The 12,200-nt window shown below is 70.4% G+C and carries 14 protein-coding genes; 12 read left to right on the top strand and 2 right to left on the bottom strand.

What is annotated here, in order from left to right:
- Window positions 1–38 precede the first annotated feature (38 nt).
- From ABLE68_RS05925 to folE, 4 genes are all read left to right on the top strand, one after another.
- Window positions 39–797: a carboxypeptidase-like regulatory domain-containing protein gene (locus ABLE68_RS05925; protein WP_348870377.1), complete on the top strand. Its 759-nt coding sequence runs from the start codon at window positions 39–41 to the stop codon at window positions 795–797.
- A 27-nt stretch (window positions 798–824) separates the two neighbouring features.
- Window positions 825–1,376 carry a hypoxanthine phosphoribosyltransferase gene (gene hpt, locus ABLE68_RS05920; RefSeq protein WP_348870376.1) on the top strand — a complete coding sequence of 184 codons (552 nt, stop codon included), beginning with the start codon at window positions 825–827 and terminating at the stop codon, window positions 1,374–1,376.
- A 94-nt stretch (window positions 1,377–1,470) separates the two neighbouring features.
- A complete protein-coding gene (gene ftsH, locus ABLE68_RS05915; RefSeq protein ID WP_348870375.1) occupies window positions 1,471–3,543 on the top strand; it encodes an ATP-dependent zinc metalloprotease FtsH in 2,073 nt (690 codons plus the stop codon).
- 4 nt (window positions 3,544–3,547) lie between these two features.
- Window positions 3,548–4,165, top strand: a complete 618-nt coding sequence (gene folE, locus ABLE68_RS05910) for a GTP cyclohydrolase I FolE (protein WP_348870374.1) — start codon at window positions 3,548–3,550, stop codon at window positions 4,163–4,165.
- Between the two features lie 112 nt (window positions 4,166–4,277).
- Here the strand turns inward: folE and ABLE68_RS05905 are convergent, their stop codons facing one another.
- Window positions 4,278–5,474, bottom strand: coding sequence for a sulfotransferase family protein (locus ABLE68_RS05905; protein ID WP_348870373.1), 1,197 nt, complete (start codon window positions 5,472–5,474; stop codon window positions 4,278–4,280).
- 120 nt (window positions 5,475–5,594) lie between these two features.
- Here ABLE68_RS05905 and folP point away from each other — a divergent pair, with 120 nt between their 5' ends.
- From folP to ABLE68_RS05875, 6 genes are read left to right on the top strand one after another with little or no spacing between them, the layout of a single operon-like run.
- On the top strand, window positions 5,595–6,431 hold the full coding sequence (folP, locus tag ABLE68_RS05900; protein WP_348870372.1) for a dihydropteroate synthase: 837 nt from the start codon (window positions 5,595–5,597) through the stop codon (window positions 6,429–6,431).
- Window positions 6,421–6,840: a dihydroneopterin aldolase gene (gene folB / locus ABLE68_RS05895; RefSeq protein ID WP_348870371.1), complete on the top strand. Its 420-nt coding sequence runs from the start codon at window positions 6,421–6,423 to the stop codon at window positions 6,838–6,840. The genes folP and folB overlap by 11 nt, the downstream gene beginning before the upstream one ends.
- Complete coding sequence (folK, locus tag ABLE68_RS05890) at window positions 6,833–7,402, top strand: 2-amino-4-hydroxy-6-hydroxymethyldihydropteridine diphosphokinase (protein WP_348870370.1); 570 nt, start codon at window positions 6,833–6,835, stop codon at window positions 7,400–7,402. The genes folB and folK overlap by 8 nt, the downstream gene beginning before the upstream one ends.
- A gap of 7 nt (window positions 7,403–7,409) precedes the next feature.
- Window positions 7,410–7,898: a DUF3180 domain-containing protein gene (locus ABLE68_RS05885; protein ID WP_348870369.1), complete on the top strand. Its 489-nt coding sequence runs from the start codon at window positions 7,410–7,412 to the stop codon at window positions 7,896–7,898.
- A gap of 10 nt (window positions 7,899–7,908) precedes the next feature.
- Window positions 7,909–8,550 (top strand): hypothetical protein, encoded by a 642-nt coding sequence (locus tag ABLE68_RS05880; RefSeq protein ID WP_348870368.1) that lies wholly within the window; start codon window positions 7,909–7,911, stop codon window positions 8,548–8,550.
- Between the two features lie 49 nt (window positions 8,551–8,599).
- Window positions 8,600–9,682: a GNAT family N-acetyltransferase gene (locus ABLE68_RS05875; protein WP_348870367.1), complete on the top strand. Its 1,083-nt coding sequence runs from the start codon at window positions 8,600–8,602 to the stop codon at window positions 9,680–9,682.
- Here the strand turns inward: ABLE68_RS05875 and ABLE68_RS05870 are convergent.
- Window positions 9,679–10,686, bottom strand: a complete 1,008-nt coding sequence (locus ABLE68_RS05870; protein WP_348870366.1) for an ABC transporter ATP-binding protein — start codon at window positions 10,684–10,686, stop codon at window positions 9,679–9,681. The genes ABLE68_RS05875 and ABLE68_RS05870 overlap by 4 nt on opposite strands.
- Before the next feature lie 3 nt (window positions 10,687–10,689).
- Here ABLE68_RS05870 and ABLE68_RS05865 point away from each other — a divergent pair, with 3 nt between their 5' ends.
- Window positions 10,690–11,397 carry an ABC transporter permease gene (locus ABLE68_RS05865; protein WP_348870365.1) on the top strand — a complete coding sequence of 236 codons (708 nt, stop codon included), beginning with the start codon at window positions 10,690–10,692 and terminating at the stop codon, window positions 11,395–11,397.
- The gene (locus ABLE68_RS05860) at window positions 11,394–12,155 is read left to right on the top strand and encodes an ABC transporter permease (RefSeq protein WP_348870364.1); all 762 of its coding nucleotides are present in this window, start codon (window positions 11,394–11,396) and stop codon (window positions 12,153–12,155) included. The genes ABLE68_RS05865 and ABLE68_RS05860 overlap by 4 nt, the downstream gene beginning before the upstream one ends.
- Window positions 12,156–12,200 lie beyond the last annotated feature (45 nt).

The raw sequence follows: 12,200 nt of genomic DNA, 5'->3' as shown, positions 1-12,200 counted from the left end.
GACCGAGCGCTCGGTCCGACCGCTGGAGGAGAACCCGTATGTCCCGCCGACTCATCGCCGCCCTCGCCGTGCTCATCGGTGTCGGACTCGCTCCGCACGCCCTGCCGGCTGACGCGGCACCCCAGGCGGGGGCTGCGGGCTCCGACCGCGCCCTGGTGCCCACCAAGCCGCCCAAGAACAAAGCCTGGATCCAGGGCTCGGTGCAGGACCGGGGCAAGCGCTACGTCGACGGCGTCGAGGTCGCGGCGTTCCCCGCCTCGGACACCAAGGGCGACCCGGTCGCCTCGGCGCTGACCTACGCGCCCGACTACCAGGACGGCCACGGCTGGTTCCGGCTCTACGACCTCAAGCCCGGCGACTACAAGCTGCGCTACTCGAGCCTCAAGAAGTCCAAGGACCCCTTCGACACCGAGTGGTCGTCGACCATCACCGTGAAGAAGAAGCAGGTCTACACGGTCTCCACCGAGACTCTGACCCTCGCTCGCAAGGTCAACGCCAACCTGTCGCTCGAGTTCGTGGACAGCAGCGTCAAGCCGTCGAAGCAGGCACTGCTCAAGATCTCGCTCACGAGCAAGGAGGTGCGCCCGATCGCCGGCGACCTCTACGTCAAGGTCGACAAGGACGCCGCCTGGAAGACGCCGATCAAGGACGAGAACGACGGGCACGTCACCGTCAAGCTGCCCAAGCAGAAGCTCGGGGACCACACGGTGACGGTCTACTTCGGAGGCAACGACGCGGTCCTGAAGACCAAGAGGCCCGTCTCGTTGCCGTTCTACGTCACCCGGACCGGTCGCTGATCCCACGCCTGTCCTAGGCTCAAGCCCATGGACGCATCGGACGTGGAGAACGACCTGGTCAACGTGCTCTTCACGGAGGACCAGATCCAGGCCCGACTGCGTGAGCTCGCCGCCGAGATCGACGGCGACTACGCCGGCAAGGACCTCCTCATCGTCGGCATCCTCCGCGGGGCCGTGATGGTGATGGCCGACCTCGCCCGCAGTTTCAGCCGGCACCTCGAGATGGACTGGATGGCGGTGTCGTCGTACGGCTCCGGCACCAAGTCCAGCGGCGTCGTACGCATCCTCAAGGACCTCGACACCGACATCTCCGGGCGCCACGTGGTCATCGTCGACGAGATCATCGACACCGGCCTGACGCTGTCCTGGCTGACCGCGAACCTCGCGTCGCGCAACCCCGCGAGCGTCGAGATCTGCACCCTCCTGCGCAAGCCCGAGGCGCTGACGATGCCGGTCGACGTGAAGTACGTCGGCTGGGACATCCCCAACGAGTTCGTCGTCGGCTACGGGCTCGACTACAAGGAGCGCTACCGCAACCTCCGGGACATCGGCACCCTGGCACCCCACGTCTACTCGTGACCGGGTCCTCTCTGGCCCCACCTGAGACAATGGGAGCGGCCGTTGGTCCCCGTGTACCGTCGACCGTTCAGATCAGTTCGTCCGAGAGAAGCCTGTGAAGCGCATATTCAAGGGTCCATGGCTGTGGATCGTGCTCGCCGTCGTGGGAGTCCTGCTCGCCCTGCAGTACCTCGCCCCCAACGGCGGGTACAAAGAGGTCGACTCCTCGAAGATGCAGGAGTACATCAGCTCCGGCGAGATCAAGGAGCTGACCTTCGTCGACGGTGACCAGCAGATCCAGGCGACCCTCGACGACGGCGACAAGGTCACGACGTTCTGGCTCGACGGCACCCAGGACGCGATCAAGGACGAGGTCCAGGCCCAGGTCGACAAGGGCGCGATCGAGAAGTACACCGTCGAGGTGCCGAAGCCGAGCCTGCTCGGCTCGATCCTGGCCACGTTGCTGCCCTTCGCGCTGATCATCCTGCTCTTCCTCTTCCTGATGAACCAGGTCCAGGGCGGTGGCGGCCGCGGTGTCATGCAGTTCGCCAAGTCCAAGGCCAAGCTGATCTCCAAGGACATGCCGAAGACGACGTTCACCGACGTCGCCGGCTGCGAGGAGGCCATCGAGGAGCTCGGCGAGATCAAGGAGTTCCTCCAGGAGCCCGCCAAGTTCCAGGCCGTCGGAGCCAAGATCCCCAAGGGCGTGCTGCTCTACGGACCTCCCGGCACCGGCAAGACCCTGCTCGCGCGCGCCGTCGCCGGCGAGGCGGGCGTCCCCTTCTACTCCATCTCCGGCTCCGACTTCGTCGAGATGTTCGTCGGTGTCGGTGCGTCCCGCGTGCGCGACCTGTTCGAGCAGGCCAAGGAGAACGCCCCGGCGATCGTCTTCATCGACGAGATCGACGCCGTCGGCCGCCACCGTGGCGCCGGCATGGGCGGCGGTCACGACGAGCGCGAGCAGACGCTCAACCAGCTGCTCGTCGAGATGGACGGCTTCGACGTCCGCGGTGGCGTCATCCTGATCGCCGCGACCAACCGGCCCGACGTGCTCGACCCCGCGCTGCTGCGCCCGGGCCGCTTCGACCGCCAGATCGCGGTCGACGCCCCCGACCTGTCGGGCCGCCACCAGATCCTCAAGGTCCACTCGCGGGGCAAGCCGATGTCCCCCGAGATCGACCTCCTGTCGGTCGCCCGTCGTACGCCCGGCTTCACCGGCGCCGACCTGGCCAACGTGCTCAACGAGGCCGCGCTGCTGACCGCCCGCGGCAACGAGAAGCTGATCACCCCGCAGAGCATGGACGAGGCGATCGACCGCGTGATCGCAGGTCCGCAGCGGCGCACCCGCCTGATGAGCGAGAAGGAGAAGCTGATCACGGCCTACCACGAGGGCGGCCACGCCCTGGTGGCAGCGGCGCTGCCCGGCACCGACCCGGTGCACAAGATCACGATCCTCCCGCGCGGTCGTGCGCTCGGCTACACGATGGTGCTGCCCGACGAGGACAAGTACAGCCAGACCCGTTCGCAGATGCTCGACTCGCTGGCCTACATGCTCGGCGGCCGGGCCGCGGAGGAGATGGTCTTCCACGACCCGACCACGGGTGCCGGCAACGACATCGAGAAGGCCACGAGCCTGGCCCGGGCAATGGTCACGCAGTACGGCATGACCGAGTCGCTCGGCGCGATCAAGCTCGGCGACTCCAACTCCGAGCCGTTCCTGGGTCGCGACATGGGCCACCAGCGCAACTACTCCGAGGACGTCGCGGCGAAGATCGACGAGGAGACCAAGAAGTTCCTCGCCGTCGCCCACCAGGAGGCGTTCGAGATCCTCGAGGAGAACCGCGACGTGCTCGACACGCTCGTGCTCGAGCTCTTCGACAAGGAGACGCTCGACAAGGAGCAGGTCGCACGCATCTTCGAGCCGCTGCGCCGTCGCCCGGAGCGCCCCGCGTGGACCGGCTCCGACCGACGCATCCCGTCGGCGATCCCGCCGGTCGAGATCCCGCAGTGGATCAAGGACCGCGCCACCGCCAACGCCGCCGCCTTCGCCGCGTCCAACGGTGACGCACCCCCCGCGGCCGAGGGCGAGGAGGAGTCCGGAGCGATCCTGACGCCTCCGGGGTCCGGCGGCGATGTCCACGGTGGCCCCGGACCGCAGGGTCCCGACTCGCAGCTTCCGCCACACTGACCGGATGACCGACTCGATCCGACCCGATGACCGGGATCCTGCAGACATCCCTCCGTTCGACCACGCCCGCGCGGAGGCCGCCGTACGCGAGCTGCTGATCGCGATCGGCGAGGACCCCGACCGCGAGGGGCTGCACGACACCCCCGCCCGGGTCGCGCGGGCGTACGCCGAGGTCACGGCGGGGCTGCGGATGACCCCGTCCGACGTCCTCACCACGACGTTCGACATCGGGCACGACGAGATGGTCCTGGTCCGCGACATCGAGCTCTGGTCGATGTGCGAGCACCATCTCGTGCCGTTCACGGGCGTGGCGCACGTCGGCTACATCCCGGCGTCGTCCGGCAAGATCACCGGCATCTCCAAGCTCGCGCGACTGGTCGACGTCTACGCCAAGCGCCCCCAGGTGCAGGAGCGGCTGACGACCCAGGTGGCCGACGCACTGGTGGAGCTGCTCGAGGCGCGCGGCGTGATCGTCGTGATCGAGGCGGAGCACCTGTGCATGACGATGCGCGGGGTCAAGAAGGCCGGCGCCCGGACGATCACGTCCGCCGTACGCGGCACCATGCGCTCCAACGCCACGACCCGCGCCGAGGCGTTCGCGCTCATCAACAGCAGACGCTGACGCCTGCTGTGCCCAGCCCGGAGCTGAGCGCAGCGGTCGTCGCCTTCCTCGGCCACGGCCGCCGAGACCGGACGCCGCCACCCCGAGCTCGACCAAGCGGCGCTCGACGCGCTCAGCCCAGCTCCTCCGACTCCACGTCGAAGAACTCCTGGTAGTCGCGGACCCGCTCGCGCAGCGCGCCCTCGTCGAGGCCGGTCTCGGCGAACGAGTAGCGCTTCAGGGTGCCGCCCTGGTCGCCCGGGTGGGCGGCGAGGAAGGCGCGCATCCGGCCCTCGGCCTCGGTCGTCAGCTCGAGCCCGATCTCGTCGTAGATCCGGGCGACCGCGCCGATCAGGTCGTGGCGGATGTCCTGGTAGCGGACGTCGACGACCTGGCCCGGCGCGAAGATGCCGTCGTGGCGGGCCTGGAGAGCGCGCTCGAGCCCGAGCGGGATGTCCTCGCCGTACTGCGCGGCCAGGCTGGTGACCTCGAAGTGGTCGGTGGTCATCTCGCGCAGGCTCGCGCCGAGGGCGCTGATCGAGGCGATCACCTTGAGGGGGTCGCGGTGGGTCTGGATCACGACGGCGTCGGGGTACTCCGCCAGCAGCGCGGGCAGGCACCACAGGTGGGCCGGCGACTTCAGCAGCCAGCGCTCCGAGTGGTGCTCGGACTGCAGGTGCTGGAGGAAGCGCCGGTGCCAGGCGTACGCCGGGGCCATGTCGGCCTCGTGCAGCAGCCAGTGGTTGTACGCCGTGACCTCGAACTGAAGGGAGTGCTGCATCGACCGGAAGTCGCTGGTGAAGATCCGCACGTCCTCCTGGGCGAGCTGCGCACCGAGCTCGTGGAAGGCGGCGAAGCCGGGGATGAACATGTCGACCAGGTCGAAGCCCGCCTGGGCCTCGGCGATCCGGGGGTCGGTCTCAAAGGTCGCGGTCTGCGGTGCGGGGACGGGCCGCTCCATCTCCCAGCTCAGCGGTGCCCGGTTGGCCGGGTCCTGCGCCATCAGGTCGTGCAGGATCGTGGTGCCCGTGCGGGGCTGGCCGACGATGATGATCGGCCGGACGATCTCCTGCGCCGCCACCGCCGGGTGGTCCTTGCGCCAGGCCTCAATCCGGAGGCGGTTGGACAGGTCGGTCACGACGCCGTCCTCGGCGACGCCGACGCCGACCTCGTTGAGCTGGGCGGTCTCGGTGAGCGACTGCAGGTAGATCTCGAGCCCCGGCTGCCAGCTGTCGGAGCCGAAGTCGTCGGACCCGGCCGCCTCGATGGCTGCCGCGACCAGCCGGTCGCGACGCTGGGCGGTGGTCTCGCCGATGGAGGTGGTGGACATCGCGGCTCCTCGAGCTCGGGGCGGCAGGGTGACGGTGGTCACACGGATAATACGGGGTCTTAGTCCCTCGTCCAGATGGTCTGGTCGAGGTGCGACGAGGGCGACCACTAGCGTTGGGGCATGACGGCGATCCCGGTGCTCATGGGCGTCGTCAACGTCACGCCCGACTCGTTCTCCGACGGCGGTCGCTGGCTGGAGCCGGACGCGGCGATCGCGCACGGTCGTGAGCTGATCGCCGACGGGGCCGACATCCTCGACATCGGCGGTGAGTCCACCCGTCCCGGGGCGACCCGCCCCCTGGTCGAGGAGGAGCTGGGCCGGGTGATCCCGGTGATCACCGAGCTCGCCGCGGGGGGAGCGGTCGTGTCCGTCGACACCATGCGCGCCGAGGTCGCCGAGGCGGCGCTCGCCGCCGGGGCCACGATCGTCAACGACGTCTCGGGCGGACTCGCCGACGCGCGGATGCCGTCGGTCGTCGCGGAGGCGGGAGCGACGTACGTCGCCATGCACTGGCGCGCGCACGCCGACCACATGCGCGACTTCGCGGTCTACGACGGCCCCGGCGGTGTGGTCGCCGCCGTGCGCGACGAGCTCGCCGCGCGCGTGGACGTGCTGCTCGCGGCGGGGATCGCGCCCGACCGGGTCGTCCTCGACCCCGGCCTCGGGTTCGCCAAGCACAGCGAGCACAGCTGGACGCTGCTCCACGGGCTGAGCGTCATCCAGGACCTCGGCTACCCGCTCCTGGTCGGTGCGAGCCGCAAGTCGTTCCTCGGTAGGCTCCTCGCGACCGGTGGCACGCCCCGGCCGGTCGAGTTGCGGGAGCACGCGAACACCGCCCTCACCGTCCTGCTCGCCCAGCAAGGGGTGTGGGGCCTGCGGGTGCACGACGTACGCGCCGCGCGGGACGCCCTGAGGGTCCTCGAGCGGCTGGACCAGGAGGCCCCAGATGACCGATGAGCCCTTCGATATGCCCGCTCGTTCCTCGCGGGCTACTCAGGACGAGCTCGCTGTCTTGGGGATCGAGTGCTACGGCCACCACGGGGTGTTCGAGTTCGAGAAGCGGGAGGGACAGACCTTCGTCATCGACCTCGTGCTCGGCATGGACACCGCCCCGGCGGCGGCTTCCGACGACTTGCAAGACACGGTCGACTACGGGAGTCTCGTGACCTCGGTGAAAGCCGCCGTGGAGAAGGATCCGGTCGACCTGATCGAGACCCTGGCCCAGCGGATCGCGGATGTCTGCCTCTTGGGCGACCGTGTTGAATGGGCTCGGGTCACCGTTCACAAGCCGGACGCACCCATCGACGCGACGTTCTCGGACGTGGCGCTGACGATCACCCGCAACCGTGAGGCCGCCCGTGACTGAGACCCCCAACCCGAACATCATCGACGCCGACACGTTGACCGGCGAGATGCGTCCGATCCGTCGCGCCGTGCTGGCGCTGGGGTCGAACCTCGGGGAGCGGATGGCCAGCCTCCAGGGCGCCGTCAACGCGATCGCCGACACTCCCGACGTGTGGGTCACCGGGGTCTCCCCGGTCTACGAGACCGAGCCGGTCGACTGCCCGCCCGACGCGAAGAACTACCTCAACGCCGTCGTCCTGATCGACACCACGCTGGCAGCGAGCCGGCTGATGGATCGCGCCCTGGCGATCGAGGACGCCTTCGACCGCGAGCGCAGCGACGTGAAGAACGCCCCGCGCACGCTCGACGTCGACCTGATCGTCGTTGGCGACCGTCGCAGCGACGAGGACTTCCTGCGGCTCCCGCACCCGCGGGCCGCCGAGCGCGCGTTCGTGCTCCGCCCGTGGCTCGACGTCGACCCCGGGGCGGAGTTCCCCGACCTGGGCCCGGTCGCCGAGCTGCTGGAGAAGGCCGACTCGAGCGGCATCAAGCTCCGCGACGACCTGGTCCTCGAAGTCGAGTGACCCTGCCGTGAGCGCCGGCCGGCCCGGCGACGAGTCTCCGGGCGGGCGGCTGCGGCCGACGTCCGCTGCGGTGCTGACCGCGTGGGGGCTGATCGGTCTGGTCGGTGGTTGGCTGCTGCACCCGGTCTCGCAACGGATCCGGGGCAGCGCCCCGATCATCACCTGGGCCCAGCCGCTCGCGCTGGTGCTGGTCGCCGCGATCCTCGGCGCGACGGCGTACGCCACCTGGCGCACCGTGCACGTCCACCAGCAACGCCTCGATCCGCATCGGGCCGTCAACCGGCTGGTGCTCGCCCGTGCCTGCGCCCTCGTCGGCGCGCTCATGGCCGGTGGCTACTTCGGCTACGCCCTGAGCTGGGTCGGCGTCGAGGCCGAGCTCGCCAACCAGCGTGCCTGGCGGTCGGTCGCCGCAGGCCTGGCCGGGGTGGCGATCATGGTCACAGCGATGCTGCTCGAGCGTGCGTGTCGCGTGAGATCCGACCCTGACGACTCGTAACCTCCTAGTCATGGCTTCCCCTCAGGCACCACTGGCCCCAGCGGCCACTGCTCGGTCCAGCCGTCGGCGCCAGCGCAGCACCCGGCTGACCGTCGCCGCCGTCCTCCTCGCCGTCGCCGCCCTCCTGGTGGTCGGCGCGATCGTGAGCGGGTCGTGGCTGCTCGTCACCACCGCCGCCGTCCTCGGTGTCGCCCTGGGCGCCGCCGCCACCCGGATCACCAACGCCGAGCTGGCCGAGGCGCGTCGCGAGGCGGCGCGTGACCGTGCCGAGCAGGCGAAGGAGTACCGCCGCCTGACCGAGGTGCGCACCACCGAGCACGCGGCCTTCGTCGACACCATGCAGGAGCGGGCCGCTCGCCAGGAGGTCGCCGTCCACCAGCTCGAGGACGCGTTGACCGCCGCCCAGAGCCGCGCGGCCGAGGCGACCCGCAAGCTCAACCAGGAGGCGCGCCGGGCCGACGCCGCCGAGCGCGACAGCCGCGACTCGACCGAGCGACTCGAGGGCCGCCTCGCCGAGGCGGAGGAGCGGGCCGCCGAGGCCGTGGTCCGGGTCGCCGAGCTGGAGCAGGAGCTGGACGTCGTACGCGCCGAGCTCGACGTCGTCACGCAGGCCTGGCACAGCGCCGAGGCGGGCCTGCGCAAGCGGGCGTGAGTCGCGTGCCACGTTTCCGCACCGCACCGGTGCGGCATGATCACGAATCGTGATCCCTGACGAGAACCGGTTCGAGAGCGACCCCGAGCGCGTGCTCGGTGACATCCCAGGTCTTCCGTCTGGCTGGACCGTCGGGACTCCCGACCCCACCGACCGGTTCGACGTCGCCCGCCTGACCCACCTGCTGCGCGGCCACGAGCGCGAGGGACGCGGCTGGGCCGCGTCGGGGGTCGACGACGTGCTGGTCGAGGTCTCGGAGCACGGCCTGCTCATGCGCGAGAACATCGTGGTGCGCGACGGCGAGGGCGACATCCACGCGTGGGGCAGCGTGCACGACCGCTCGGTCGGCCGGATGCTCTTCGTGCACGTGGTCCAGCGCGACCTCCCCGACGACATCGCCGACAAGTGCTCCGAGCTGCTCGTCGAGTGGGCCGAGGGCCAGGCGCGCGCGGTCGGCGCCGCCCGCGGGCTCGAGACCCAGCAGATCGACACCGGCGCCTTCGAGGGCGACGAGCGCCAGGCGCGCTGGCTGACGGAGTCCGGCTTCGAGCGGGTCCGGACCTGGTGGCAGATGAGCCGGCCGGTGGTCGCCGACGAGGCCGAGCTGGTGGAGTCCTCGGAGCACTGGGAGGCCGACGGCGTGGTCTTCCGGACCGTACGGCGTACCGGCGGCGGGATGCCCGACGAGGACGACCTCCGCGAGGTGCACGAGGTGCTGGAGGGCGCCTTCGTCGACCACTTCAACTCCAGCGAGGAGACCTTCGAGGAGTTCGTGCACCGGCTCCGGGAGGACCCGGGCCACCGCTGGGACCACTGGTGGCTGGCCGAGCTCGAGGGCGACGACGGACCCCAGCCGGTCGGTGCGCTGATCGGCACGGTCTCCGAGAGCTCCACCGGCCCGGACGGTTCCTACGTGTCCTACCTCGGCGTGCTCGAGGCCGCCCGAGGCCGCGGCGTGGCCAAGGGCCTGCTGCGCACGATCATCGCCGACGCCGCCGCGCGCGGCCGCGACCGCGTGGGCCTCGAGGTCGACGCCGACTCACCGACCGGGGCTGCCGGCCTCTACACGTCGATGGGCTGGGCGACGAAGTACGTCACCGAGTCCTGGCATCGGGACGTGCAGGTCGACTAGGCGTCAGCCATGTCGGCGAGGGCTGCGCGCAGCGCGCGGTGCACGCCGTTGGGAGTGAGCACGCCGACGAACTGGGCGCCGTCCTTGACGCCGATCATCCCGCGGTCCTCGCGGAGCAGCACGGCGAGCGCGTCACCCAGGCTCGCGTCGACGTCGATCGCGGCGTCCAAGTCGCCGAGCTGCACGCCGTCGAGCGGTTCGACGTGGGCAGGGTCGAGCGGGATCACCGCGAGCCGCCGCAGGCTGCTGGTGGAGCCCACGAACTCCGAGACGAAGTCGTCGGACGGTCGGCCCAGGAGCCGCGAGGGCGGGTCGTACTGCGCGAGCCGACCCCCGGTCGCGAACACCGCGACCCGGTCGCCGAGCCGGACCGCCTCGTCGATGTCGTGGGTCACGAAGACGACCGTCACGCCGAGGTCGTCGTGGAGCCGCAGGAACTCGTCCTGCAGCCGCAGCCGCACCAGCGGGTCGACGGCGCCGAAGGGCTCGTCCATCAGGAGCACGGGCGGGTTCGCCGCCAGGGCGCGGGCCACCCCGACCCGCTGCTGCTGACCGCCGGAGAGCTGGTGCGGGTAGCGGTCGGCGTACGTCGCGGGGTCGAGCCCGACGAGCTCGAGCAGCTCCATGGCCCGCGTGCGGGCGGTCGCCTTCGACTCGCCGTACAGCAGCGGCACCGTCATCACGTTGGTGATGATCTTCTGGTGCGGGAAGAGCCCCACCTGCTGGATGACGTAGCCGATGCCGCGCCGCAGCTCGACCGGGTCCTGCTCGGTCACGTCGACGCCGTCGATCTCGATCCGGCCGCTGGTCGGCTCGATCAGGCGGTTGATCATCTTCAGCGTCGTCGACTTGCCGCAGCCCGACGGCCCGACCAGGCAGACCAGCTCGCCGCGCTCGACGACGAGGTCGAGCTCCTGCACGGCGACCGTCCCGTCGTCGTAGGTCTTGCCGACGCCGCTGAGACGGATCATCGGAGTCGAGCCCGCCGAGGGGGTAGCGTCCATGCGGTGACCTTACTCGTGGCCGCAGCCAGTGCTGTCGAACCGAGTTGCTACAGCCGGCTGACCAACGAGTGGTTCTGCTGGCAGTACGTCCAGGACCGGCAGAGCGAGCTGGTGGACGCGACCGTCGAGCACCTCCAGATCACGCTCGCCGCGGTGCTGCTCGGGGTGGTGATCGCCTTCCCGCTGGCGCTGGTCGCCCGGCGGCTGCCGCGGATCGAGGCCGGGATCGTCGGCGCGGCGACGGCGGTCTACACGATCCCGTCGCTGGCGCTGCTTCCGTTGCTGGTGCCCTTCACCGGGCTGAGCATGACCACGGTCGTGATCGGGCTCGGTCTCTACTCGCTGACGATCCTGGTGCGCAGCATGCTCGAGGGCCTGCGCAGCGTGCCGGACGACGTCCGCGAGTCCGCCCGGGGCCTGGGCTACGGACCGACCCGGCTGCTCTTCCGGGTCGAACTGCCGCTCGCCCTGCCGGTCATCATGGCCGGCCTCCGGGTCGCGACCGTGTCGACCGTCGCGCTCACGACCGTCGGGACGATCGTGTCGTACGGCGGGCTCGGCAACCTGATCTCGGACGGCGTCCTGACCAACTTCCGCGCCGAGCTGCTGACCGCGTCGGTCCTCTGCGTGCTGATCGCGGTCGTCCTGGACCTGCTGATCGTCGGTGCCCAGTGGCTCGTGACCCCCTGGACGAGAGGAGCTCGGTCATGACGGTCCTCTCCGACACCTGGGACTACCTGACCACCGCGTCCAACTGGACCGGTGACGGCGGGATGCTCCAGCTGCTCGTCGAGCAGCTCCTGATCAGCGTCACGGCGCTGCTGGTCGCGATGCTGATCGGGCTGCCGATCGCGCTGTGGCTCGGCCACCGGGGCCGTGGCGGGCTGCTCGCCATCAACGTCTCCAACATCGGCCGCGCGGTGCCGACGTTCGCCCTCCTGGCGGTGCTCGTCACCGCCGACTGGCCGGGCACGCAGGAGTTCGGGCCCTACGGCCGGGCCGGGCTCGCGACGATCATCGCGCTCACGCTCTTCGCGCTGCCCCCGATCATCACCAACGCCAACGTGGCGGTCCGTGAGGTCTCGGCGCCCGTGAAGCAGGCTGCCGACGGGATGGGCATGACCGGGCGGCAGAAGTTCTTCCGGGTCGAGCTGCCGCTCGCGTCCCCGCTCATCATGTCCGGCATCCGCCTGGCGCTCGTGCAGGTCTGGGCGACCGCGACCATCGCCGCCCTGGTCGCCGGCCCGGGCCTGGGCCGGATCATCACCGACGGCTTCTACCGCACCAACTACGGCAAGGGCATCGCCGGTGCGATCGTCGTGGCCGCGGTCGCGCTGGTGCTCGAGCTGCTCGCCAGCGTCGTCCAGCGCGCCCTCAACCCGATCCCGGGACCGTCATCAAATCGTCATCGGGGAATGTCGGTGACCCGCTCTATGGTTGCCGAGGAGACCGACGCCGTTGGTCACTAGCTCGACCGGACACGCGCGGCTCCAACCCCGCGGGACACAGAAGGT

This window comes from Nocardioides pollutisoli, assembly GCF_040045055.1.
Classification (GTDB): domain Bacteria; phylum Actinomycetota; class Actinomycetes; order Propionibacteriales; family Nocardioidaceae; genus Nocardioides; species Nocardioides tweenelious.
The sequence above is the reverse complement of the archived record's forward strand: the minus strand, read 5'-3'. Positions and strand labels throughout refer to the sequence as shown.

Excerpts from the sequence above, each read along its gene's own strand:
- ABLE68_RS05905 (WP_348870373.1), bottom strand. The coding sequence starts at position 5,474 with ATGTCCACCACCTCCATCGGCGAGACCACCGCCCAGCGTCGCGACCGG.
- folB (WP_348870371.1), top strand. The coding sequence starts at position 6,421 with ATGACCGATGAGCCCTTCGATATGCCCGCTCGTTCCTCGCGGGCTACT.
- ABLE68_RS05925 (WP_348870377.1), top strand. The coding sequence starts at position 39 with ATGTCCCGCCGACTCATCGCCGCCCTCGCCGTGCTCATCGGTGTCGGA.
- folE (WP_348870374.1), top strand. The coding sequence starts at position 3,548 with ATGACCGACTCGATCCGACCCGATGACCGGGATCCTGCAGACATCCCT.
- hpt (WP_348870376.1), top strand. The coding sequence starts at position 825 with ATGGACGCATCGGACGTGGAGAACGACCTGGTCAACGTGCTCTTCACG.
- folP (WP_348870372.1), top strand. The coding sequence starts at position 5,595 with ATGACGGCGATCCCGGTGCTCATGGGCGTCGTCAACGTCACGCCCGAC.
- ABLE68_RS05880 (WP_348870368.1), top strand. The coding sequence starts at position 7,909 with ATGGCTTCCCCTCAGGCACCACTGGCCCCAGCGGCCACTGCTCGGTCC.
- ABLE68_RS05870 (WP_348870366.1), bottom strand. The coding sequence starts at position 10,686 with ATGGACGCTACCCCCTCGGCGGGCTCGACTCCGATGATCCGTCTCAGC.
- ABLE68_RS05860 (WP_348870364.1), top strand. The coding sequence starts at position 11,394 with ATGACGGTCCTCTCCGACACCTGGGACTACCTGACCACCGCGTCCAAC.